Annotated in this window: 22 protein-coding genes; 8 read left to right on the top strand and 14 right to left on the bottom strand. The window is 58.6% G+C overall.

Translation table 11 applies throughout. The annotated features are described in order from the left end of the window. Positions 1 to 2: 2 nt before the first annotated feature. The 4 genes from K1W69_RS00675 to araD form a co-directional block, all read right to left on the bottom strand. Positions 3 to 1,610, bottom strand: coding sequence for a glycoside hydrolase family 43 protein (locus K1W69_RS00675; RefSeq protein ID WP_220226410.1), 1,608 nt, complete (start codon positions 1,608 to 1,610; stop codon positions 3 to 5). A gap of 7 nt (positions 1,611 to 1,617) precedes the next feature. After that, positions 1,618 to 2,649: an aldo/keto reductase gene (locus K1W69_RS00670; protein ID WP_220227789.1), complete on the bottom strand. Its 1,032-nt coding sequence runs from the start codon at positions 2,647 to 2,649 to the stop codon at positions 1,618 to 1,620. Between the two features lie 241 nt (positions 2,650 to 2,890). Continuing rightward, positions 2,891 to 3,622, bottom strand: a complete 732-nt coding sequence (locus K1W69_RS00665; RefSeq protein WP_220226409.1) for a ribonuclease activity regulator RraA — start codon at positions 3,620 to 3,622, stop codon at positions 2,891 to 2,893. 8 nt (positions 3,623 to 3,630) lie between these two features. Continuing rightward, positions 3,631 to 5,358, bottom strand: coding sequence for an L-arabinonate dehydratase (gene araD, locus K1W69_RS00660; RefSeq protein WP_220226408.1), 1,728 nt, complete (start codon positions 5,356 to 5,358; stop codon positions 3,631 to 3,633). Between the two features lie 284 nt (positions 5,359 to 5,642). Between araD and K1W69_RS00655 the strand changes: the two genes are divergently transcribed. Then, positions 5,643 to 6,365: a GntR family transcriptional regulator gene (locus tag K1W69_RS00655; RefSeq protein WP_220226407.1), complete on the top strand. Its 723-nt coding sequence runs from the start codon at positions 5,643 to 5,645 to the stop codon at positions 6,363 to 6,365. Here the strand turns inward: K1W69_RS00655 and K1W69_RS00650 are convergent. From K1W69_RS00650 to K1W69_RS00625, 6 genes are all read right to left on the bottom strand, one after another. Further along, a complete protein-coding gene (locus tag K1W69_RS00650; protein WP_220226406.1) occupies positions 6,340 to 7,215 on the bottom strand; it encodes an SMP-30/gluconolactonase/LRE family protein in 876 nt (291 codons plus the stop codon). The genes K1W69_RS00655 and K1W69_RS00650 overlap by 26 nt on opposite strands. Continuing rightward, the gene (locus K1W69_RS00645; RefSeq protein ID WP_220226405.1) at positions 7,212 to 8,495 is read right to left on the bottom strand and encodes a TRAP transporter large permease; all 1,284 of its coding nucleotides are present in this window, start codon (positions 8,493 to 8,495) and stop codon (positions 7,212 to 7,214) included. The genes K1W69_RS00650 and K1W69_RS00645 overlap by 4 nt, the downstream gene beginning before the upstream one ends. Next, positions 8,492 to 8,971 carry a TRAP transporter small permease gene (locus K1W69_RS00640; protein ID WP_220226404.1) on the bottom strand — a complete coding sequence of 160 codons (480 nt, stop codon included), beginning with the start codon at positions 8,969 to 8,971 and terminating at the stop codon, positions 8,492 to 8,494. The genes K1W69_RS00645 and K1W69_RS00640 overlap by 4 nt, the downstream gene beginning before the upstream one ends. Positions 8,972 to 9,001: 30 nt before the next feature. Further along, on the bottom strand, positions 9,002 to 9,991 hold the full coding sequence (locus K1W69_RS00635; protein ID WP_220226403.1) for a C4-dicarboxylate TRAP transporter substrate-binding protein: 990 nt from the start codon (positions 9,989 to 9,991) through the stop codon (positions 9,002 to 9,004). A 242-nt stretch (positions 9,992 to 10,233) separates the two neighbouring features. After that, positions 10,234 to 11,193 carry a catechol 2,3-dioxygenase gene (locus tag K1W69_RS00630; RefSeq protein ID WP_220226402.1) on the bottom strand — a complete coding sequence of 320 codons (960 nt, stop codon included), beginning with the start codon at positions 11,191 to 11,193 and terminating at the stop codon, positions 10,234 to 10,236. Positions 11,194 to 11,346: 153 nt separating this feature from the next. Next, entirely contained in the window at positions 11,347 to 11,955 is a 609-nt protein-coding gene (locus K1W69_RS00625) for a TetR/AcrR family transcriptional regulator (protein WP_220227788.1), read from the bottom strand. A gap of 292 nt (positions 11,956 to 12,247) precedes the next feature. On the opposite strand from K1W69_RS00625, the gene K1W69_RS00620 reads away from it, so the two are divergent. From K1W69_RS00620 to K1W69_RS00600, 5 genes are all read left to right on the top strand, one after another. Next, positions 12,248 to 13,516 carry an imelysin family protein gene (locus K1W69_RS00620; protein WP_370688208.1) on the top strand — a complete coding sequence of 423 codons (1,269 nt, stop codon included), beginning with the start codon at positions 12,248 to 12,250 and terminating at the stop codon, positions 13,514 to 13,516. 102 nt (positions 13,517 to 13,618) lie between these two features. Continuing rightward, positions 13,619 to 15,157, top strand: a complete 1,539-nt coding sequence (locus tag K1W69_RS00615; protein ID WP_370688155.1) for a di-heme oxidoreductase family protein — start codon at positions 13,619 to 13,621, stop codon at positions 15,155 to 15,157. Continuing rightward, a complete protein-coding gene (locus K1W69_RS00610) occupies positions 15,157 to 16,254 on the top strand; it encodes an imelysin family protein (protein WP_220226400.1) in 1,098 nt (365 codons plus the stop codon). Before K1W69_RS00615 ends, K1W69_RS00610 begins: the two co-directional genes overlap by 1 nt. A gap of 1 nt (position 16,255) precedes the next feature. Then, positions 16,256 to 17,368 carry a DUF1513 domain-containing protein gene (locus K1W69_RS00605; RefSeq protein ID WP_220226399.1) on the top strand — a complete coding sequence of 371 codons (1,113 nt, stop codon included), beginning with the start codon at positions 16,256 to 16,258 and terminating at the stop codon, positions 17,366 to 17,368. Between the two features lie 125 nt (positions 17,369 to 17,493). Next, a complete protein-coding gene (locus tag K1W69_RS00600) occupies positions 17,494 to 18,246 on the top strand; it encodes an SDR family NAD(P)-dependent oxidoreductase (protein WP_220226398.1) in 753 nt (250 codons plus the stop codon). 6 nt (positions 18,247 to 18,252) lie between these two features. On the opposite strand, the gene K1W69_RS00595 is transcribed toward K1W69_RS00600, so the two are convergent. Further along, on the bottom strand, positions 18,253 to 18,807 hold the full coding sequence (locus tag K1W69_RS00595) for a thioredoxin family protein (protein WP_220226397.1): 555 nt from the start codon (positions 18,805 to 18,807) through the stop codon (positions 18,253 to 18,255). Between the two features lie 27 nt (positions 18,808 to 18,834). Continuing rightward, the gene (locus tag K1W69_RS00590; protein WP_220226396.1) at positions 18,835 to 19,251 is read right to left on the bottom strand and encodes an ester cyclase; all 417 of its coding nucleotides are present in this window, start codon (positions 19,249 to 19,251) and stop codon (positions 18,835 to 18,837) included. Positions 19,252 to 19,353: 102 nt separating this feature from the next. On the opposite strand from K1W69_RS00590, the gene K1W69_RS00585 reads away from it, so the two are divergent. Then, positions 19,354 to 19,773 carry a PaaI family thioesterase gene (locus K1W69_RS00585; RefSeq protein ID WP_220226395.1) on the top strand — a complete coding sequence of 140 codons (420 nt, stop codon included), beginning with the start codon at positions 19,354 to 19,356 and terminating at the stop codon, positions 19,771 to 19,773. 10 nt (positions 19,774 to 19,783) lie between these two features. Here the strand turns inward: K1W69_RS00585 and K1W69_RS00580 are convergent, their stop codons facing one another. Next, on the bottom strand, positions 19,784 to 20,965 hold the full coding sequence (locus tag K1W69_RS00580; protein WP_220226394.1) for a bactofilin family protein: 1,182 nt from the start codon (positions 20,963 to 20,965) through the stop codon (positions 19,784 to 19,786). Between the two features lie 286 nt (positions 20,966 to 21,251). Between K1W69_RS00580 and K1W69_RS00575 the strand changes: the two genes are divergently transcribed. Then, positions 21,252 to 22,112 (top strand): DUF1194 domain-containing protein, encoded by an 861-nt coding sequence (locus K1W69_RS00575; protein ID WP_220226393.1) that lies wholly within the window; start codon positions 21,252 to 21,254, stop codon positions 22,110 to 22,112. 14 nt (positions 22,113 to 22,126) lie between these two features. On the opposite strand, the gene K1W69_RS00570 is transcribed toward K1W69_RS00575, so the two are convergent. Next, on the bottom strand, positions 22,127 to 23,068 hold the full coding sequence (locus K1W69_RS00570) for a DMT family transporter (RefSeq protein WP_220226392.1): 942 nt from the start codon (positions 23,066 to 23,068) through the stop codon (positions 22,127 to 22,129). Between the last annotated feature and the right edge of the window lie 3 nt (positions 23,069 to 23,071).

Here is a 23,071-nt window from a genome sequence, read left to right as displayed (position 1 = left end):
GTTCAACGCGGCGCGTAATCGAAGCGGGAGAAATCGGCCTTTATGGCCGACCCGCTCGTGTCGAACGCCGCCATGCCGACGAACGCGCCGGTAAATGACGCATGTTCGCCGCGACCGCCCTCGTCCGAAATCACGCTGGCGTCGAGAACAGGCCCGACCTGTTTCCAGTCTTCGGAAGCTGAAACGCGCCAGAAGAAACGGAGTTCGCCGAGATCCACCTCAAGCGCCAGTTGCACCGGTCCGTCGGCTGGCAGCTGAACAGGCTCATCGAGCGGAAACTCGAGACGGCCGTCCGGCCAGTCGCCCGGACAACTCAGGATCGTCAGGACCCGGCCGAGTTTCTCATGCCAGGTGACAGCCAGGAAATGAAATTTGTGGCGATTGTAGTAGTGGGTGAGCCCGGCCGCCTGCTGGATGGTTTCCGGCGCAAACGAGATTTCCGTCTCGGCGCGAAACACGAAGTGCTCCTGTCGCCGCGCCACCAGCGCCTGTTCGAACCAGCTTCCGATCGATTCCCGGGCGTGAAGACGCAGCGCGCTTCCGGTCATCGAGAACAGTTTTTCCGGTTCGGGTGAACGCAGCCACTGGAACTCCGGCGGCAGCTGGTCGCCGTCAAAAATCCTGTGCGTCGCTTTGGTCGGCTCCGGATCGACAAGTGGATCCTCGGTCGGCACCTCGACAAACGGCATGACGCCCCCTTGCGAGAGATAGAGCCAGTCGTCATCGCGCCACTCGCAGCGCTGGATCGCCGTTTCACGCCCCAGCGGCGAGCGTCTCGTTCCGGGAAGCGGTCTGGAACAGAGATGGGTATGAAAGACGATGCCAGCTGGAGTTTCGACGATCTGGCCGTGCCCGGCCCGCTGCAGCGCGGCGTCAGGAGCGTTTGCGGAGGTGATCAGAAACGTGTCGGGATGGATTTCGTAGGGTCCGTCGATGGACCGGGACCGCGCCATGGTGACGGCGTGGTCGTATCCCGTCCCGCCTTCAGCCACGGTCATGTAGTACCAGCCCTTTCTCTTGAACAGATGTGGGCCTTCCACCAGTCCATGCGAGCTTCCCTGGAAGACGTTTTTCACCGGCCCGACCAGCTTGCCCGCATCCGGATCATATTCCTGCAGCAGGATGCCTGCGAAGGCCGGATGCTTGGGACTACCGCCTACCGAATTGGAACGGTGATTCCACAGCATGTTCATGAACCATTTGCGGCCGTCTTCGTCATGAAACAGCGACGGATCGAAACCCGAGGAATTGATATAGACGGGATCCGACCATTCGCCTTCGATCGTCGGAGATGTGACGATGTAGTTGTGCGCGTCCTTGAAATTGCCGTCGAGCCTCTTCACGTCCGTATAGACAAGCCAGAAAAGGCCGTCGGCATAGGACAGGCATGGGGCCCACACGCCGCAGGAATCGGGATCTCCACGCATATCGAGCTGGCTGGCCCGCTCCAGCGGACGCTTGACCAGGCTCCAGTTCACGAGATTTCGCGAGTGGTGGATTTGCACGCCCGGATACCATTCGAAAGTCGATGTGGCGATATAGTAGTCGTCGCCGACGCGGCAGATCGACGGATCCGGGTTGAAACCGGGAAGCACCGGATTGAAAATCATGGCAGCCTCAATTCCTCCTCTGTGCGGCGACGGCGGAAAGTCGGACATTCACTACCCGCGAGAACCAGTCGATCTGCGTCAATTCCTCGATCGAAAAATCGACATGGTTCATCGCCATGACGCAATCGACCACCTGCTCAGGCCGGGTGGCGCCGATCAGCGTCGATGTCATTTTGCCTCCCCACAAAATCCATGCAAGCACCATTTGTGCGAGGGACTGGCCTTTGCCGGCCGCAATGCCATTTAAGCGACGCACATTGTTCAGGAGACTGTCCTGGAAAGAAGACGCCGAGGAAGGCATTTCCGCCACGTATCCGTCCTGCAATGCACGGGAAAGATATCGGCTCGTCAGCAGACCCTGGGCAAGCGGCGAAAAGACGATCGCGCCGACGCCATTCTCGTCGAGAATCGTCTTCAGTTCCCTGTCATCCAACCAGTGATCGCCGGAAACGTGTCTCGGCTGGTAGACGAGGCAGGGTGTGCCAAGCTCTTTGAGGGTTTCCACTGCTTCGCGCGTCGACTTGGTGTCATAGGCGGACAAACCGACATAGAGAGCCCTGCCAGAACGCACGATGTGGTCGAGCGCCGACATGGTCTCCTCCAGAGGCGTCTTCGGATCCCGATGATGCGTGTAGAAAATGTCGACATAGTCGAGGCCCATTCGCCGAAGACTGCGGTCGCAACTGGCCACCAGATGCTTCCGACTGCTCCGTGCAGGATGGTTGCCGGACGAGGCGCCGAAGCCAGCCTTCACGGAGATCACCAGTTCGTCGCGGATGTCGCTAAAATCCGTTCGCAATATCTCGCCGAAGGTTTCTTCGGCCGAGCCGGGCGAAGACCCGGCGCCGGCGTTCAGATCGTAATGGTTTATCCCCAGATCGACGGCCTGCCGACAAACCGCCTGTTTGATGTCGAAGGGAATGTCGGGTCCGAAATTGTGCCACAGTCCGAGAGACAACACCGATACGCTCAGCCCCGAATTTCCACATTGTCGATATGACATCCTGTCATATCTTTTTTCGGCTGGTCGCCACATAATTAAAACACTTTTGCTTCCCGTCAAAAAACGCCGGAAATCTGAAATCAATTTTCTGAAACAGGTGGCCGGAATTATTCTGGCAAAGGAATCTTCTATCCTCCGCCAAACGCCTGATCCCGCCCGCAGTCGTGCAAAACGCAGACTGGTCGCCCGTATGTCGCCGCCCGCCTGACCTCTCCACCTCAACTCTGGATGGATTAATCCGAAAGGCGTTTCAACCTGCATTTCTCGAAATGGAGTGTCAAGTGCAATCATCCGACCGTTCTGCAAGCCAGACCTCGAAAGCCTGTCTGGCGCTTTCCTTGGTCGGGGGATAAAGACCGATAACCGGCGCACCCTTGAGCACCTGCTCCGTGGCGAATTGCTCGAATCGCTCCATCCGTGCGCATTCCTCGGCGATCTCTGCGGTCATTTGCGCCGGAATAACGACGACGCCTTCACCATCGCCGACGATTGTGTCGCCCGGAAACACCGCGACCCCGCCGCATCCGATCGGCACATTCAGGTCGCATGCTTCGTGCAGCGTCAGGTTCGTGGGAGCGGACGGCCTGTTGTGATAGCAGGCGATATCCAGCGTCTCGATAACGGGGCTGTCTCGAAACCCGCCGTCGGTGACGACGCCGGCGCAACCGCGAACCATCAGCCGGGTAATGAGTATGGATCCGGCGGAGGCCGCGCGCGGATCGTTGCGGCTGTCCATGACCATGACGTGGCCTTCAGGACACTGCTCCACTGCAAGACGCTGCGGATGCTCGGAATTTTCGAATACGGATATGCCGTTTCTATCTTCCCGCGCCGGAATGTAGCGCAACGTATAGGCGGGCCCAACCATGTTCTGCTTCGGTTTCGCAAGCGGCCGCACATCCTGGATGAACTGGTTCCGCAATCCGTTCTTGAAAAGCGCCGTGCAGATCGACGCCGTACTGACCCGCTGCAGGATCGACGTTGTTTTCTCATCAAGTGTTTCAGACATGGGCGGCCTTAATAAATATCCGGCTCGCCGGACGCAGGTCCGTAGGCCGTTTCCAGATAGTCGAAATCAGCGCCTTTGTCGGCCTGGCCGATATGCTGGAGAAACATCCAGCCGTAACCACGCCCGAATTTCGGCGGCGGTTCCTTCCAGGCGGCGCGGCGCTTTTGCAACTCCTCGTCGCTGACGAGCATGTCGATCCGCCTGTTCGGAACATCCATGCGCACGATGTCTCCGGTCTTCAGAAGCGCCAGCGGCCCTCCGACATAGGATTCCGGCGCCACGTGGAGCACGCATGCGCCGAAGCTGGTGCCGCTCATCCTGGCGTCCGAAATGCGCACCATGTCGCGATGCCCTTCCTTCAGAAGCTTCTTCGGCATCGGGATCATGCCCCATTCCGGCATGCCCGGCCCGCCTTTTGGCCCGGCGTTGCGCAAAACGAGCACGTGGTCGGCGGTAATGTCGAGTTTCTCGTCGTCGAGCGCGACCTTGAGGTCGGGATAGCTGTCAAAGACCATGGCCGGACCTTCGTGCACGTGAAACTTCGGATCACACGCAGCCGGCTTGATGACGCAGCCGTCCGGCGCCAGGTTCCCTTTCAGAACAGCGATCGATCCCTCCCGGTAGATCGGATTGTCGAGGCTGCGTATGACGTCGTCATCATAGATCTCGGCGTTTTCAAGATTCTCGCCGAGCGTTTGGCCCGTCACCGTCATGCAATCGGCGTGAAGGTGGTCGCCAAGTCTGGACATGAGGCCAGTCAGGCCTCCTGCGTAGTAGAAATCCTCCATCAGGTAGGTCGCGCCGGACGGCCGCACATTGGCGATAACCGGAACGTCGCGGCTTTTGCCGTCGATGGCCTCGAGATCAAGCTGAACGCCAGCCCTTCTCGCCATCGCTATCAGGTGTATGACGGCGTTGGTGGAGCATCCGGTGGCCATCGCGACGGTTAATGCGTTGTCGAAGGCGTTCTCATCGAGAATCCGGTCCGGGGTCAGGTCTTCGGCGATCATCCCGATGATCCTCACGCCGCATTTCGAGGCCATGCGGATATGTCCGGAATCGGCCGCCGGTATGGATGAGGCGCCCGGCAAGGTCAGGCCAAGCGCTTCTGCTATGGCCGTCATGGTGCTGGCCGTTCCCATCGTCATGCAGTGACCATAGGAGCGGGCGATGCCCGCTTCCATCTCGTCCCACTGCTTCGCCGTGATTTCACCCGCGCGTCGCTCGTCCCAATACTTGAATGCGTCCGAGCCGCTGCCGAGGGTCTTGCCCCTCCAGTTGCCGCGCAACATGGGTCCGGCTGGCAGGAAGATGAACGGCAGGCCGGCGCTGATCGCTCCCATGACGAGGCCGGGCGTGGTCTTGTCGCAACCGCCCATGAGAACCGCCCCGTCGACAGGATGGGACACCAGAAGTTCCTCGGCCTCGATCGCCAGCAGATTGCGATAGAGCATGGTCGTCGGCTTCACGTAGCTCTCGGACAACGACAGCGCGGGAAGTTCAATCGGAAAACCGCCTGCTTCGAGAACGCCGCGCTTCACGTCCTCGACGCGCTGCTTGAAGTGCTGGTGGCACGGATTGATGTCGGACCAGGTGTTGAGAATCGCCACAATCGGCTTGCCGGACCATTCCTCCGGTCGGAGACCCATTTGCTGCGCCCTCGACCGATGGCCAAAGGACCGAAAGTCATCCGGTGCAAACCAGCGCTCGCTGCGCAGCGATTTCTTTTCTGTCATTTGCGCCGTTTCCTCCGCGCGCCGGCGACCGACTCGTCTGTCCGGCTGGTCCTGTTTATCGTTTCGACATGTCCTGAAACACGAAGAGCAAATTCGAACGACGGCTCCCTGGCCAAGCCTGCCCTTGCCTCCGTCAGGCGTGAATGTATTGTCAGCCGACCAAGCCTCGATCCTGCTTCCGTCCGGCTTGCGCCGGAATGGACATCTGATCGATGTATTAATATATTAGTTTGCCCAAAGCAATGGCGCAAACCACGGCGCGTCCAGGCGAACAGGAGATTTGATTGCCGACAACGAGCGAGGAAACTGCGCAGACCGGCAAACCGGCGCGCCATCATTTCGCCATCGATCGCAAACGGCCTGCGGCGATCCAGGTGTATGAGGATCTGCGTTCGCGAATCATTTCTCTGGAACTCAAGCCAGGCGAAGGTCTCTCCCGTCTTGAACTCGTCCAACAATACGGCGTCAGCCAGACTCCTGTGCGCGATGCATTCATTCTGCTGGAAAAAGAGGGGCTTATCGAGGTCTACCCGCAATCCAAAACGCTCGTGTCAAAGATCGACATCGCCCAGGCGCGCGAGACCCAGTTTCTGAGAACAGCCGTCGAACTGGAAATCGGCCGCGTGCTTGCCCGGTCAGACGATCGCTCGCTCACAAAAGAGGCGCGACATATCTGGCAATCACAAGAGCGGGTTCTTGAGACGGAGAACTGGATCGACCGGTTTCGCGACCTCGACACCCGCTTTCACGCGGCTTTGGCGGAAGCCGCAGGTCAGGCCAATCTCTGGGATCTGATCATTTCACGCTCCGGCCATATCGACAGGCTGCGCAATCTGCATCTGCCCGACGCCGGCAAGGCCGCCACGGTGCTTTCCGATCACCGCGGGATTCTCGATGCGATCGAAGCCTCCGACCAGGACCGGACAGCCGACGCCATTCGCAAACACTTGTCCGGCACACTGAGCGCTGTTGACCTGATCGTCAGTCGGTATCCGGATTACTTTTGAGTTTTTGATCAACACCCGTGACATCGGCTGTCGCCTGACACAGGAATCCGCCCTCTCCATCCATATGTTTCGACGTCAGGAACGCACGATCTCCGCGACTACCACCGAAGGTCATCTTTGTCGGATAATCACTGTCGGTTGCGACCGTTCGGATGCGTTCACCTGCCGGGGAGTAGCACCACAATTCACCGGCGTCGACGCCCGCGATCCAGTAGTTTCCGGCGTTGTCGACCACACCGCCGTCAGGACGTCCCTTTCTATCCCGGCATAGGTCCAGAATGCGCCTGTCAGACGTCTTGCCCGAAACCGGATCGTAATCGCAAACCCAGATCGTCCGGGATTCCGGATGCGAATCGGAAAAATACATGCGATCCCGCACAGCATCGAAGGCAAGACCATTCGGCGTATAGAGACCGGCAAAGAGAACGCACATGGAGCCGTCCGGCTCGACGCGACTGATCGTTCCCGCTGGGCGAGCATTATCACGGTCCATTGTGCCGCAAACGATCCGTCCGGCCGGATCGATCGACGCGTCATTGTAGCGAAGGCCCTCGCCAGGCGATGCCGCAAGACGCGCGCCAAGACCTGATTTTTCGGCAAACCGATAAATCCCGGATTCCAGACCGATTGCGATCGAATCGTCATCCGCCAGGACGGCAAAGCCTACTGTCTCCGGAAGATCCCAGCGCCGGGTTCGGCCATTCCCGCAATCGGTGCGCAATAATGCTCTTCCCGAGACGTCGATCCACCAGACACAGTTGTCCTCTTCTGACCATGCCGGGCTTTCCCCAAGTTCCGCCCAAAGATCGGAAAGGATGGTGAAGCGCCAGGCCGGTTCGTCGTCCGTCACATCAATAGCCTCGGCAGATAGAGTGACAGGCCCGGGAACGCGATGAGGATGGCGAAAAAGATAATCATGGCCAGGAAAAACGGCAGCGAGGCCCTCACGAATTCTCCCGACTTGCAATTCATTATGCCGCAGACTGTGAACATGATGACGCCGACCGGCGGCGTCACGCCGCCGAAATTGATCAGCGTCACGATGATGACGCCCATATGAATCGGATCGAAGCCGCTCGCCACAAGAACCGGCAAGACGATCGGCGTGATCAGCAGGATGTTTGCTGCGCCTTCAAGAAACATACCGGTCACGATCAACAGACAGACGACCAGAATAAGGACAAGCACGGAGACATCCGTGATCGAGGTGACAAATTCGGTGATTTCCTGCGGCGCTCGCTCGATTGTCATGGCGTATCCGAGCACAGCGGCCATCATGATGAGAAGCATGACCATACCCAGGTCCGCCATGGTTCCACGCATCGCGTCCAGAAGCTTTTCGAAGTCGAGCTCCCGATAAACGAACCGCCCGATTATGAGGGCGTAAAAGACAAGGAAGGCTCCGGCCTCCGTCGCCGTGAAGAGACCAAACCGAAAACCGATAATCAGTATGATCGGAAACAGCAGCGCCCAGATGCTTTCAGCCGCGCTTGCCAGCAATTGGCCACCGGTTGGACGTTCGGGCAATTCTGGCGCGTACCCTCTGCGCGACGCGACAATACCGGTGACCGCCATAAGCACGAACATCAGCAGGAGACCCGGAACAACGCCCGCCAGGAAAAGACGTCCGACGGAAACTTCGTTGATGAAACCAAACAGGATCAGTCCGATGCTTGGGGGGATTGTCGCTGTAATGATGGAGCTGAAGGCGATCACCGCGGCTGACGTGCCGCGGCTGTAGCCGCGCTCCACCATCGCCTTGCCAAACAGGCGCGACTGCATCGAGGCGTCGGCCACCGCCGACCCGGACACGCCTCCCATCATGAAGCTGAGAACCACGCTCACCTGAAGCAATCCGCCGGCCATCCAGCCGGTAAGGAGCCGAGAAAAATTGACGAGACGGCGCGTGAGGCCCGTCACATTCATCAGATTGCCGGCGAGAATGAAGAACGGAACGGCGAGCAACGGGAAAGACTGCGTCGCGACCGCCATTTTCTGCAATGCCACGGTCGGCGGCATGCCGCCGCTGAAAATGAAGACCGGAATGCTGGCGAGCGCCAGGGCAAAAGCGACCGGAACGCCGATGATCAGGAACAGGGCGAAAAGCAACGCAACGCTGATGAGGATCATTGGCCGGCCAGTCCGTCTGCAGATGAAGTGTCGACCGGTTTCCGGAGACTGCGATAGAGCTCGTAGCCAAGCGTTCTGATCATCAGAAACAACCCGAATGGCAGCGCCCCGGTGACGAACGAGAAATGCATTTGCGTCGCTCCGTAAAGGCGCGGGTGGCTCAAACGAACCAGCTCAATCGAATAAACAAAGAGAAAGACAAGCAGGACAAGAACGATCGCGATGTTGAAGATCTTCACCATCCGACCAAAGACCGGCGCGAGAATATCGCCCAACCAGTCCAGTCCGAAATGCCGCGATTGCTGGAGCGCGATATCCGCGGCAAGCATACAGAGCCATATAAACAGCGTTTGCGCGACTTCCACCGACCAGATGATAGGCGCGCCTGCGTAACGGGTTATCGAGGCGATCGCCACAAGGCAGACGATCGCGCTGAGCAAGAGGGCCGCGAGGGTGAATTCGATGCGCATCATCATGACAGTTCTCCACCCGCGCGGCCGAATGGCTTATTGTTTGCCGAGGACTTCCTTGACGACGGCGACCTCGTCTTCCAGTTCCAGCTTGCCGTAAACGCCCGACACGGCCTCCTTGAAGACCTCGCGATCGACCTCGTTGACGTTCACTCCGGTCGCAGCCACGTCCTTCAGAGCTTTTTCACCGAGTTCGATGGTGAGCTGCGAAGCCCAACGTCCGTTTTCGATCGCTTCCTCCCGTACAATCGCCTGCTGCTCGGGCGTCAGCTTGCTCCAGGTATCATCCCCGACCACGAGCGCCGTGACAAGCTGGATGTGTCCGGTCAGATTCACATCCTTGATGACCTCATACAGCTTCGCGCCCCAGATGGCCGTCGGTTGAGCCTCGGCTGCATCGATCGTGCCGAGCTGCAGCGCCGAGTAGACTTCGCCCCAGGCGATCGGGGTCGGCGTCGCGCCCATGGCCGCGATGGTTTCGATCCAGACCGGTGCGCCGATGGTGCGCATCTTGACGCCTTTAAGGTCCGCCGGCGATGCAATCGGCTTCTGCGTCAGCGCATGACGGGCGCCCTGATACCAGTTGGAAGCCAGCATCACGAGGCCGGCCTTGTCCGTCAATTCCTCGCCCCAGGCAAGGTAGGGTTCCGACTGTGCAAACTTGTCGGCGTCCTCGAAATCGTCAAACAGGAACGGGGCGCTGAGTACTGCAAGTTCGGGAACAAAGCTTGCAAGCCTTGCAACGTCCGTCACCGTGCCGACATTCGCCCCTGCGCGCGCCTGGTCGAGCATATCGCGCGTGTCGCCAAGCTGCGAATTGTGGAACACCTCGATGACCACCTCGCCATTGGTGCGCTCTTCGACCTTCTCCTTTAAGCGCTCCAGGCCCTGACCCATTGGATCCTGCGGCGACAACACCGTGCCGAGACGCAATACCTGTTGCGCTGAAACGCCGGTTGCGCCGACGCCCAATGCGAGCCCTGCCGCCAGCATGGCGACTGCAATTTTCGATCCTCTGGTCTTCATGTCTTCCTCCCGTGTGTTTCGCTAAAAATGCGTCCGGAACCGAGGCAACAACGATTCCATCAACTCAGATACTAATATATTAGTTGAAATGGCATTAGCAGTTCAAGTGGGGCTTGGCAAGCTGAGATTGCACTCGACGCGCTGCGCGCCACTGGATAACACAGGGCGGCCGCGGGCCAACGGGAAAACCAATTCCGGCCGGACCGGGCCTGTGTCAGATGTTGAGCAAACGCTTTTCCGGTTCAGTCGGCGCCGACCTGCGGCGTGCCATGGGTGTGGAAACTGGCGATCGTCTGCAGTCCCCAGGCCTGTCCCTTCTTGCGTTCTTTCTCCGTCCAGATAACCGGCTTCCAGTCCGGCCTCAGGATCAGGCGCGCGCCGGCGTTGGCGACTTCGACGCGATTGCCGGCGGGTTCGTAAACATAGAGGAAGAACGTTCCCTGTATCGCATGTTTGTGCGGGCCAGTCTCGATAAAGACGCCATTTTCGAGGAAGATGTCTGCGGCCCGCAGAACATCCTCACGCTGGTCCACCGCATAGGTCACATGGTGAAAACGCCCCTGCGCGTTCGCATGGTCTTCCGTGTAGGCGATGTCATAGCTCTTGTTGTTGACCGTAAACCAGCATCCGCCGAGCCGGCCATTGTCGAGCTGGATCAATTCGGTCACGCGACTGCCGAGCGCCTTGGTCATGAATTCCCGGATCGCGCTGACATCGCGCGCAAGCAAATTCAGGTGGTCGATCCGCCGCACACAGACGCCACGGCCATGATAACGCTGGGCGATGTTCTTCAGCGCAGGCTGCTCATCCGCTGGCGCTGTATATTCGCGCGTGTCGTAGTAGAGTTCGAACAGGTGCCCGTCCGGATCGGTAAACTGGTATGCGCGTCCGTGTCCGAGGTCGCCGTCGATCCAGCCCTTTCCGCATCCCATTTCCTCGATAACCGCCACGCGTCGCTCAAGCGCCGCCTTCGAGGAGCACCGGTAGCCGATATGTCCAACACCGGTTGTGTCGGACGCCGTCAGTTTCAGAGTGTGATATTCATAATCGTCGAAGGCGCGCAGATAGACAGAGTCCCCTTCCCGGCCGCTTTCCGTCAGTCCGTAGACATTCACGAAGAAGTCGAGGCTTTCTTCCGGTTTGTTGGTGAAAATCTCTACATGTCCGAGATGCGCCACATCGCAACAGGGTTCGTCCGACATATGAATTCCTCCAAAGCATTATGTCATCCATGAGAATAGCGAACCCGATAGCACACCCGCGACCGGTAGTGGAACAAGCGAATGGTCGCGGTTTCGGAAAGCCGGACGGAAGGGTTCAGCAACTCAAGAAATGCACTTTCTGAGGCGCTGTTTTCAGAAGCTGTCAGACCTGATTGCCTCGGGGGCCCCGGACAGAAGCAGATCAGCAACGAACCTCGCATATCGGGCGCGCGTCATTCCTCTGCCTTCCCGGAACCACATGTAGTTCCAGTTGAGCATCCCGAAGGCCGACATGGTCAGCGGCATGAGAAAAGGACCGTCGGCATGGTGCGGAAGAGCTTCGGCAAGCGCTTCCGACATCAGCTTCACAAGCGTGCGCTCGCAATTCTTCAACAGCTCCTGCTTGTCATCCGGCAACAGCTTCAGGCTTGATATCTGCACCTGGTGATGAGCGTCCGCGTCCTGGTAGGCGTCCAGCAACGCCGCGGCGATGGCGTAGACCCGCTCGCGGGGATCCGCAACGGCGTCAGATGCGTTCTGGACGACTTCGACCAGGCTCTGCAGATGTTCGTCGAGCATGTCGAACAGAACAGCTTCCTTGTCCGGATAATAATGGTAGATCAGCGCCTTCGAGACGCCGCATCCATCCGCAATCATCGTGATCGAGGTGCCGGAATAACCGTGTCTGGAAAACAGCTCGGCGGATTGTTGCAAGATCGCCAACCGCTTTTCATCGTAGTCCTGTGCCCGGGTACGAGCCATGGCAAGCCCTTCGCTGCCTGCGACGGGGTTCGTGAACACGTCACGCACCTGCGCAGCCTTTAGGACGGCTAGAAGTAAAATAAACCGAACGAACGGTCAACCAACGACGTTCGACAGGCATTTCGCATATTCGCCCTGCGACAGAATATTCGCCGCAGGCAGATTTACATATGCTGAAATAATGATAACAGAAGTCATGTTTAAACCCCAAAGCTCCAAGCCTGTGCCGGCAGCGAAATCGCGCAACCCGTGGGGCCGAATTCGATACTTCTAAACAGAAGGATTCCAGATGATAAAAAAGAGAACCATTCGCACTGTGCTTGCAGCGACTTCCCTCGTTTTTGCAGGGCATGCAGCGGCTGCGCCATCGGCGCAAGAGGTGGTCGACCATTATGCGGACCTTGCCGAAGCGACGTATTCCGATTCGCTGACAACGGCGAAATCGCTTGAAGCAGCGGTCGACGCGTTTCTGGCGAATCCTTCACAGGAGACGCTTGATTCGGCGAAAGAAGCCTGGCTTGCAGCGCGTGTGCCCTATCAGCAAACCGAAGCATATCGGTTTGGCAACGCGATCGTTGACGACTGGGAAGGTCGGGTCAACGCCTGGCCGCTGGATGAAGGACTGATCGACTATGTCGATACCTCCTATGGCAGCGAAAGCGACGAAAACAGCCTCTACACAGCGAATGTCATCGCCAGCTCCGTACTGATGATCAACGGCGAAGAGGTCGACGCGACTGAAATCACCCCGGAATTCATAGGCGGAACCCTGCATGAAGCAGGCGATATAGAAGCCAATGTGGCGAGCGGCTACCACGCCATCGAGTTCCTGCTCTGGGGGCAGGACCTCAACGGAACCGGGCCGGGCGCGGGAGATCGTCCCTACACCGATTTCGATCTCGAGAGTTGCACAGGCGGTCACTGCGAACGCCGACGCGCCTATCTTGAGGCGGCCACCGACCTGCTCGTCACCGATCTCGAGGAAATGGTCGCCAATTGGGGCGCTGACGGAGCAGCGCGCCGGGAGTTGCTTGAGGACCCCCAAACCGGATTGTCCGTAATCCTCACTGGCATGGGTTCATTGTCTTACGGCGAACTCGCCGGCGAACGCATGAAGCTTGGCCTGTTGCTTGCGGACCCGGAGGAAGAGCATGACTGCTTTTCCGACAACACACACAATTCGCACCTCTACGATGCGATCGGAATTCGCAATGTCTATCTTGGCGAATATACCCGGCCTGACGGCAGCACTGTCACAGGACCGTCCGTTTCCGATCTGGTGGCCGAAAAGGACGCCGGCGTCGATACGGAGCTGAAGGCGAAACTGGACGTGACGATCGAGAAAATGAAGGCGATGGCCGAGAGGGCGAATTCAGTCGAAGCCTACGATCAGATGATCGGCGAAGGCAATACGGAAGGCAACGCCGTGGTTCAGGCTGCAATCGACGGGCTCATCGATCAGACCCGCTCGATCGAACGCGCGGTCGCGACGCTCGAACTCGAAACTCTCGCAATCGAGGGTTCAGACAGCCTGGACAATCCGAACGCTGTCTTCCAGTAGGCGGCGTTCCGACGCATTGAATCGAAAGGTCTGCTCCAATACAGCAGGCGCCTTGTCCGGAGAAATAGCCCTCCAGACGCGCGCTGGAAATGGTGGAAACTCTTGAGACGGCACGCACTTGCAGCTCTGTCAGCGTTCACGTTGCTCTTTGCAACGGCGTCGCTGGTCGATGCCGGGAACCACGCCGGAATTCTTGAAAAACGCGCCAGGCAGGACCTCACCGCAGAGGATCTGGAACGGGTCCGGAAAGTCACGCAACCGACCACCGACTTCTCCGGCGCAGAAGCCTTCGAGACCATGCAAGGAGGCGCCGGAACCTCGAAGAAACTCGTCAATCGCGATTCCTTCTCGCAATTCCTCGCCAACCTGACTTTCGAGCAGGAGCAGGAATTCAAGCTCGGCAATGCGCTTTTCCGCAAATTGTGGGTTGCATCTCCGTCGTCCACCCAGGCATCCGACGGTCTGGGGCCTCTGTTCAACTCCCGCTCCTGCCAGAGTTGTCACCTGAAGGACGGACGCGGTCACCCGCCACTTGCAGACGGCGACGCCACTTCGATGCTCATACGGCTGGCCAGACCAGCAAACACGGAAGCGGAACGGAGACTGATCGCAGATCACGCGGTTCTGAATTTCGCCGACCCTGTTTACGGCGGACAATTGCAGGACAAGGCGGTTACGGGTTTGGCTGCGGAAGGAAAGATCAGCGTCGCCTATACGGAAAAGCCCTTCGCCTACCCCGACGGCGAGATAGTTTCCCTGCGTTATCCGACCTTTGAGATCAAGGACCTGGCCTATGGAGACATGCATCCCGAAATAGCGATCTCGCCGCGCATCGCGCCGCCCATGATCGGGCTTGGGCTCGTGGAAGCCATTCCCCAGGCAGACATCATCGCCAACGCCGACCCCGACGACGCAAACGCGGACGGCGTCTCGGGCAGGGTCCAGATCGTGCGTCATCCGGAGACCGGAGAACTCACGCTCGGAAGATTTGGATGGAAGGCGCAGAATGCGACCATCCGCCAGCAGTCGGCGGACGCCTTTTCCGGCGACATAGGAATATCGTCGCCTGCTTCGGCGAATCCTTATGGCGACTGCACGCAAAACCAGACCGCCTGCCGCGCATTGCCTGACGGCGTCCAGGATAGACTGGGCGATACGGAAGCGCCCGATCCGGTTCTCGATCTTGTGACTTTCTACTCCTCCAATGTGGCTGTTCCTCAGCGCCGTGATGTCGACGATCCTCAGGTACTGGAGGGAAAGGAACTATTCTATGCGGCAGGCTGCACAAGCTGCCACACCCCGAAATTCGTCACCACCAGGGACGCACCCCAAAAAGAACACCGGTTTCAACTGATCTGGCCATATTCCGACTTTCTGTTGCACGACCTCGGAGATGAAATGGCTGACGGCCAACAGGTCGGCGAGGCCGATGGCCGCGAATGGCGTACGCCGCCGCTCTGGGGCATCGGCCTCACGGAGACCGTCAACGGCCACACCTATTTTCTCCACGATGGCCGCGCTCGTAATCTGGAAGAGGCGATCTTGTGGCATGGTGGAGAAGCCGAAACGGCGCGAGAGAATTTCGCTGCGATGACACGTGAGCAGCGCCAGGCGTTGATCAGGTTTCTGGAGAGCCTTTGATGATAAAGTCCCTTGCGATCGCCTGTCTTCTGGCATTCCTGACGACATCGTCACTCGCTCAAACGCTTGAGCCGGATTCGGAAGGCTTCATGTCCGGCATCGTCGACAGAGCGATCGACGACTACATCAGACCGTCCTTTGCACGGCTTGCAGCAACCACGCAGGATCTCCAGGGCACGCTTTCAGACTATTGCGAGCACCCGTCGGAAAGCGCGCTCATGACGGTTCACGCGCAGTTCGGCGACGTGGTCAAGGCCTGGTCGGCAGTGGAATTCCTGCGCTTTGGCCCCCTGATCGACGACAACCGCCTGGAGCGGCTGTATTTCTGGCCGGATCGGAGAGGGCTTGCTCTCAAGCGTATCACGCAGGCGTTGAGGGAGCAGGAAGACGACGTCACTTCCGCGCAAGCGCTGGCGGAAAAAAGCGTCGCGATACAGGGGCTCGGCGCGCTGGATTATCTCCTTTATGGAACCGGTTCGGAAGAACTGGGGGACGACGCTCCATCGGGTCGCTTCCGCTGCGGCTTCGCACTTGGAGTCGCCACCAACATGGCGATCATCAGCGCGGAATTGCGCGACGACTGGGCGAATCCGGATGGCTACTCCGCTCTTTTAAAAAACCCCGCTGACGACAATCCGGTTTATCGGACACCGCTCGAAGCCGCTTCGGAATTTCGCGACGCAATCCTCGAAGGTCTAGACATTGCAAGCGACCTCAAGCTCAAAACCGCTCTGGGTGAGGATTCATCACGCGCGGCGCCGAAACGCAGCGCACTGTGGCGGAGCGGACAGACCTTCCCCGCGCTTCTCGCCAATGTCGAGGCTATCCAGGAACTCCTGGACACAGCAGGATTCGCAGATGGACTGCCCGAAGAAGGCCAGTATCTGGTCAATGCGGTGCCGTTCGAATTTGCAAACGTGAAACGGGCGATCGGCGCCGTTAATCGTCCGGTCGAAGAGGCGTTTTCAGATCCCCCTCTACGCGGAAAACTCATCTACGCGACCATTGCGCTTGACAGTCTCAGAGACATGATCGGCGACCAGATGGGCGCATATCTGGGGTTTCAGCCCGGCTTCAGCTCTCTGGACGGAGATTGACATGACGGGAGGATCGCAAAGCGCGCGTCGGGCGAACCGGCGGTCATTCCTTACCGGCATCGGCGCCGGTCTTTTCCTTGCGGTCGGACCTGGTTTCGCGCAGGGCGGGGAAGCCGAAAGCATCGTCTTTGCCAGCGCGGGAAAACGTCCTGACGGCAGCTTCGTCGCCGTTCTGTTCGACGAGAACGGTCGGGAAATTTTCAGCGTCCCACTGCCGGATCGCGGCCATGACATCACACTGGATCGTCCACGAGGCCGGGCCGTCGCGTTTGCACGACGACCGGGCAACTTTGCTGTCGCTTTCGACGTCCAGGGTCGGAAAGAACCGGATTTCTTCGCCGCGCCGGAGGGGCGACATTTTTATGGTCACGGCGCATTCACGTCAGACGGCGATCTGCTTTACGCCACCGAAAACGATTACGACGGGGTGAAAGGCGTCATCGGCGTCTACGACGCCACCGACCGGTTCAGGCGGATCGGCGAATTGTCGAGCTACGGTCTCGGGCCGCACGAAATTCTGCTTATGCCCGACGGCCGCACCCTTGCGGTCGCCAACGGCGGAATTGAGACCCATCCGGATTTCGGCAGGGAAAAGCTCAACCTCGCGACCATGGCGCCTTCGCTTGCCTTCATTGACCTGGAAACCGGTGATCTGCTGGAGAAACACGCATTGTCGCCGGAATTGCATCAACTCTCGATCCGTCACATGGACGCTGACGCAAATGGACGCATATTCTTCGGCGGCCAATATGAGGGCAACAAAGCGGATCTTCCGCCGCTCCTTGGCACAGGCGCGCTGGGCGAGAATATCCGGCTCTTCGACATGCCGACGAACCTGATCGGCGGCTTCCGCAATTATATTGGCTCCGTCAGGGTCAGCGCTGATGACGCGACCTTCGCGGCGACGTCTCCGAAGGGTGGTTGCGCAGTCATCTTCGACGCCCGCTCGGGCAATGCGCTTGAGGTTCTGAACCGTCGTGATGCGTGCGGTCTCAGCTCCGTTGGGGAAGGCTTCTACGTTGCATCGGAAAACGGCGTCGGCGCCTTCGAGCCATCGACCGAAAGCCGGACGAGCCTCGACTTCCTGCCGGATAACCATCTTAGAAAAATCTGATTACGACTCGCCTCTCCCCCTGTGGATGCTTCCCGAGACCTCGGGTCGGACCTCGATTGCGCTTGGCGTTTTGAAGCCGGACAGCTAAAGCGAAGTGAGGAAGCGTTCAGACGCAGGGTGGAGAAATGACCGGAAAAACAGCAATTGTTACGGGCGCTGCGCGCGGCATAGGCCTCGCGACCACGAAACTGTTTCTTGAAGAAGGTCGGCGCGTCGCCATGATCGACAGGGACGCCGACACGCTGCGAGAGGCTGCGGCAGACCTTGACGATGTCCTGCCCGTTATCTGCGACGTGTCCTTTCCGGATCAGGTCGACGACATGGCGAGACAGGTGGAAAACACATTTGGGCGGATCGATGCGCTGGTGAACAACGCCGGCGTCGCAGATTTCGGCCCGATCGAGCAAACTGATTTCGAACGCTGGCGCACTGTCATGGCGACCAATCTGGACGGCGTCTTCCTGTGTTCCCAGAGGCTCATTCCTGCGCTGAAGGAAGCCAGGGGCGCAATCGTCAACATAGCCTCGATTTCCGGATTGCGGGCAAGCACTTTGCGCATCGCGTATGGAACGAGCAAGGCCGCGGTTATTCACCTGACCCAGCAGCAGGCGGCCGAACTCGGCGAGTTCGGCGTTCGCGCCAATTGCGTCGCGCCCGGCCCGGTCAACACGAAGCTTGCGCTCGCCGTCCACACGCCGGAGATCCGGTCGGCCTATCACGACGCCATTCCACTCAACCGCTATGGCAGCGAGCAGGAGATCGCAGAGGCCGTTGTGTTTCTTGCATCCGACAAGGCGAGCTACGTCACGGGACAATTGCTGTCCGTCGACGGCGGATTTCAATCGACCGGAATTGGCCTGCCCGCGCTCCGTTCCTGATGACGTTCAGGCTGCCTTCCACTTGATGGAACAGCCCATGGAGGCAACCTGATCCTGCGGCCCCCTGCCGGTTTCAGCGACCTGCTTCATCGCGTTGTAAAGATCGCGCGGCGCATCGCTGACTCCGGCCTGCGCCCGCGACGCATCCAGGCGACCGCGATATTGCAGTTCCAGATCGCTGTTGCACCCGTAGAAATCAGGCGTGCAAACCGCATCGTAGGATTTGGCGACTGACTGACCCTCATCATGCAGATAAGGGAATGTGAAACCGTTTGCTTCGGCAAATTTGACCATGTTGTCGAAGGAATCCTCGGGATGCGAAACGGAATCATTGGAATTGACCGCCACAACGCCGATGCCCATGGCCTGCAAATCCTTTGCATCGCGCACGAGCTTGTCGGCGATGGCTTTCACATAGGGACAATGATTGCAGATGAAGACGACAAGGAGACCATTCGAACCCGTGTGATCGAAAATACGATGGGTCTTGCCATCGGTTCCGGGGAGTTCCGCATCGATCGCTTTCCATCCGAAATCACAAACGGGAGGTATTGAAGCCATGTTATCCTCTTGTTTGGTGCCGAAACCTCAAATGAACCCCAAAGTGTTCATAAAGCGGTACTTATCCCAATCGACCCAGCTTTCAACGATCTTTCCATCTCGAAACCGGTCAATCTGGATGCCGGTCCACTCAACGGTCTTGCCGGTTGGCGCGTGACCGAGATATTCACCGTCGTTAACGCCCTTGATTGTCCAGCGGGTTGCGACAAGATCCCCTTCCTCGATCTGCATGTGGAAACGCACTTCCGACTTTGAAAATCCCTTGCGATACACATCGACGATCGCCAGATAATCCTTGAGCGTATTGTCCGATATGTCGCCTGCGGCGTCCGGTTCCTGATGATTGACGTAATCCTCGCTGAAAAGTCCGTCCGCAGAATCGCCGACTTCCGAACTCCACAAATTCAGCACGGCGCGCGACAGCGCCTTTCGATCTTCCGCCATGACAATCCCCTTCCATCTCGGCAACATGCGGACCCCACTATTGCACCTCGTCCCGGCCATGTTAACCCTGTCAGAAAGGGAAATCGGTTCGGGAGGAAGCAGATGCTGGACAAGCACGACGTCGCCAAAATCATTCCACAGGTTTTCGCGCCCTGGGTGCAAGACCTCGCGATTGAGGTCACATCAATTGACGACAATCTCGCTCGGTTCACGATCCCGGAAAACGACCGCCTCGTTCGGATAGGCGGCATCGTTTGCGGGCAAGCCCTGTCGGCCTTCGCCGATACGGCGATGGTGCTCGCTCTGTGCGCGAGATTCGACGGTTTTCGGCCGGTGACGACGGTAGATCAGACGACGTCCTTCATGAAGCCGATACGCAATCTCGGCGTCAAATGCGACGTCGAGATCCTGCGGCTCGGCCGGCAGATGGCTTTCCTGCGCGCCATTCTCTGCGAGCAAGGCGGCGCTCCCGCCGCCTCGGTGTCGGGAAGCTATATGCTGCCGCCTCCCGACAAAACGTAACGGAAGTCCGTCACACGGTCGTCAATCGGAGCCTGCGCCAGGCCTCCACGGAAGCCGCGCCGGCTCCCGCCACGACAGCCAGGCCGGTGATCACGACGCCGACGAAGGGAATGAGCATCACAAGACCCAGAATGACGGCGCCGATGACGGTCCAACCTGTCCTGCCGGCGGTCGAGGGCGGCGGCGCACTGCGTCGCAGCAGCCCTCTCAGATACAGACCGACACAAGCGCTCACGGTTACGGATCCGAAAAGTTTGACGATCCCGATCGCAACAAACAGGGCGACGCCCAGGGGAATCCCCACAATCGAAATGAAAAGCAGCAAACTCAGCACGGCTCCGACTATCAGGATTGCGATACCGATGCCGAGGCTCGCCCAGGGCCGGTCGACGAGCCGATTCGCAGCAATGGAAAAATAACCGACAAAGGCCCAGGCGAGAATCGCGGTCAGAACGAGGAACGCCACAACCCAGCCGATCAGCAAACCGATGACGATGCCGATTATTGCGCCAATGATCGAGCGCATCTCCGGGAGATTGCTTTCGACTTTTGTCACACTGCCGGAGATCTTTGCGCCTTCAGCGATTTCAGGCTCGACTTCCGACCGATAGGTGACATCGCCGTTGATGACTGCGTTCGGTCCGATGACGATCTTTTGCGCAAGAAGGTCCACCGTACCGGCAACCTCGCCCGATATGGTTACGCTCTTTGCCGCGGCCCGGAGATTGCCTGCGATCTTCCCCCCGATATCCATGTTTTCGGCCGCCAGCCGCGCGTCGCCCCCGATCGTGGCGGATGACGCTATCCTGATCATCCGGGCGGCCGACAACAGGTCATCTTCCACGCTGCCGGAAATGATGACCGTATGCGCCATGGCCACCAGATCGCCGACGGCGCCACTGCGCTGATCGACTTCAAACGCGGCGATATAGGTGTTTCCAGCCGTCGCGTCCTCGAGCGTGACATATCGGCCAGCGGCGAACAGGTCATCTGCAATATTTGCCTTGATGAGCACGGTTTCGCCGCCAGTGAACTGGACGCCGGTCAGGTCCCCCTCAAGAACGACGTTTCTGCCGTCGCGCAAATGTTGCCCGACCGCCGCCGTGGCGAACAGGCTGAATAGAGCAAGCAGCAGAACAAGCGCCGCAGACATGGCGCGATGCGACATGCGGATGGATTTCTCCGTAACCATGGCAATCCCCTCATAGCTAAATTTGACGGGCCGGTCGGTTCGACCAAAACCGCTCACTTATTAGCCCGAACGAGCAGATCAGGTCGGTTGACCTCGCCAATCCGTTCTGCCTGCAAGAGCTGTGAGATTCATTCTTGCACCTGCCGCGCGTGAATTCCAGCCATTGCAGCGCCGCTGCGTCGATCTGATCACTTTCCGGCGCCGCAAATGTCATTGAGGAAAATCGATGTTGCGATGCAAAGAGCGCGCAACAAGCTCGGATTCGTGCTATCGTTATTAAATGGCCATGTCTGATTTCGGTAAATCGCCGAAACGGGTAGCGGGTTGTAGCACCAGACATTTCGTTTGCCTGTTTCTTCTCATTCTGGCGTCGGTTTTCCCCGCCGGCATTTCTGTTGCGGACGACACAGAGGTTGACGTCGAACTTATCCTCGCTGTCGACGTCTCCCGGTCGATGACTCCCAATGAACTGGAAATCCAGAGACGTGGATACGCCGAAGCCATCGTCAGCGACGAGGTGATAGGCGCCATTCGCAATGGTCTGATCGGCCGCATAGCCATCACCTATGTCGAATGGGCCGGTTCATGGTCCCAGAACGTGGTGGTCGACTGGATGATCATCAGCAATGTGGACGAGGCCCGCGTCTTCGCCGAACAACTCACCGCCCGTTTCGAGAATTCCTTGCGGCGCACGTCGATCTCGGGCGCAATCGACTTTACGTCAGGCCTTTTCGCAGACAATGGTTTCATCGCCAATCGTCAGGTCATCGATATTTCCGGCGACGGGCCCAACAATCATGGACGGCCGGTCGTGCCTGCCCGCGACGAGGCGCTCGCCCGCGGCATTGTCATCAATGGTTTGCCTCTGATGACAAAAGAAGGCATGGGCACGCAATGGATGCTGGATGATCTCGATCAGTATTATCGACATTGCGTCATCGGCGGGCCGAGGTCGTTCGTTCTGCCGGTCAAAGAATGGTCGCAGTTTCCGGCCGCCGTTCGCCAGAAACTTGTTCTGGAACTGGCTGACGCCGCCCCGCCCATGGCCCGGGACCTGGTCGTGCGCATTCAGGCGAGCGAAGCCTATGATTGCCTGGTCGGAGAGAAAATCTGGAACCGGATGCGGGATATCTGGTCCGAGCCGTAACGCTGTCGTCTTCGTCACGCATTTTGACGACGAGTTTTCTGCAACCCAGCCAGGGTGAGACCGTAAATCGAAGCCGCAACAATCACAAATGCGCCGATCTGATAGGTCTCAACCTCATTACCCAGGACAATCACCGCCAGCAGCATGGTGAACGCCGGCCACGGCGTTGTGATGGAACTGGCCAGGGAGACGTCGATATGGCGCACAGCATAGAACCAGACGAGCAGCTCAAGGTAATAGACCAGTCCCATGAGAACGGCGAATGACTGGAAGTCGAGACGGCTTGCATCGGCAAGGAATGCCGCCGGGTCGACAAACGCCAGAATGATCGCCAGAAATACCGACGAAACAGCCACCCGAAACAATGTTACCTGCGCCGGGGTTATCGGCACGCGATTGAATTCCTCCTTGATGATCACGTGGGCAATGCTCCACAGGAACGGCACCGCAAGGGCGACAAGAAACCATGCGGAAAATCCGTCAATCCGCCCCGTTCCCTGTGTCCCGAGATAATAGAGAGCCGCAACAAGCACCGCCGTCAATACGAGTTCCGACGGCGATTTCCGGCGTTTGAGAAACAATGTCTCCCAAAAAATGGAAAAGACGGGATAAGCCTGCAGGGCAATTGATGCGCTAGCCGCTCCGGCCCGCTCGACGCCGAGCACATAAAGATAGGTGGACAAACCGAACATGGCTCCTGTCGCAACGGCCACAAGAGCAGTTCGCCAGGCCGCGCGAAAATCGAGACCGGCCGCAAATATCCCTCTGTTTCCGAAGCATAACTCGACGACGAACAGAGGAAGCGCGAAGATCGTCTGCCAGACCGAAAGATAAAAGGCAAAGCCCAGAGCGCTGAATCCCTCCGGCCGGCCATTGGAGATGATTGGCATGACCGCGAGAAGGCCGAGACTGACGAGTGACAGGGAGACTCCCGTCGACGCTTTGGGAGTGACCACGTG

The sequence above is a fragment of the Flavimaribacter sediminis genome (assembly GCF_019492055.1).
Lineage (GTDB): Bacteria > Pseudomonadota > Alphaproteobacteria > Rhizobiales > Rhizobiaceae > Flavimaribacter > Flavimaribacter sediminis.
The sequence above is the reverse complement of the archived record's forward strand: the minus strand, read 5'-3'. Positions and strand labels throughout refer to the sequence as shown.

Coding starts and splice junctions, on each gene's coding strand:
- K1W69_RS00675 (WP_220226410.1), bottom strand. CDS start 1,610: ATGATTTTCAATCCGGTGCTTCCCGGTTTCAACCCGGATCCGTCGATC.
- K1W69_RS00600 (WP_220226398.1), top strand. CDS start 17,494: ATGACCGGAAAAACAGCAATTGTTACGGGCGCTGCGCGCGGCATAGGC.
- K1W69_RS00635 (WP_220226403.1), bottom strand. CDS start 9,991: ATGAAGACCAGAGGATCGAAAATTGCAGTCGCCATGCTGGCGGCAGGG.
- K1W69_RS00665 (WP_220226409.1), bottom strand. CDS start 3,622: ATGTCTGAAACACTTGATGAGAAAACAACGTCGATCCTGCAGCGGGTC.
- araD (WP_220226408.1), bottom strand. CDS start 5,358: ATGACAGAAAAGAAATCGCTGCGCAGCGAGCGCTGGTTTGCACCGGAT.
- K1W69_RS00625 (WP_220227788.1), bottom strand. CDS start 11,955: ATGGCTCGTACCCGGGCACAGGACTACGATGAAAAGCGGTTGGCGATC.
- K1W69_RS00575 (WP_220226393.1), top strand. CDS start 21,252: ATGTCTGATTTCGGTAAATCGCCGAAACGGGTAGCGGGTTGTAGCACC.
- K1W69_RS00580 (WP_220226394.1), bottom strand. CDS start 20,965: ATGGTTACGGAGAAATCCATCCGCATGTCGCATCGCGCCATGTCTGCG.
- K1W69_RS00610 (WP_220226400.1), top strand. CDS start 15,157: ATGATAAAGTCCCTTGCGATCGCCTGTCTTCTGGCATTCCTGACGACA.
- K1W69_RS00595 (WP_220226397.1), bottom strand. CDS start 18,807: ATGGCTTCAATACCTCCCGTTTGTGATTTCGGATGGAAAGCGATCGAT.
- K1W69_RS00640 (WP_220226404.1), bottom strand. CDS start 8,971: ATGATGATGCGCATCGAATTCACCCTCGCGGCCCTCTTGCTCAGCGCG.
- K1W69_RS00630 (WP_220226402.1), bottom strand. CDS start 11,193: ATGTCGGACGAACCCTGTTGCGATGTGGCGCATCTCGGACATGTAGAG.
- K1W69_RS00645 (WP_220226405.1), bottom strand. CDS start 8,495: ATGATCCTCATCAGCGTTGCGTTGCTTTTCGCCCTGTTCCTGATCATC.
- K1W69_RS00605 (WP_220226399.1), top strand. CDS start 16,256: ATGACGGGAGGATCGCAAAGCGCGCGTCGGGCGAACCGGCGGTCATTC.
- K1W69_RS00590 (WP_220226396.1), bottom strand. CDS start 19,251: ATGGCGGAAGATCGAAAGGCGCTGTCGCGCGCCGTGCTGAATTTGTGG.
- K1W69_RS00585 (WP_220226395.1), top strand. CDS start 19,354: ATGCTGGACAAGCACGACGTCGCCAAAATCATTCCACAGGTTTTCGCG.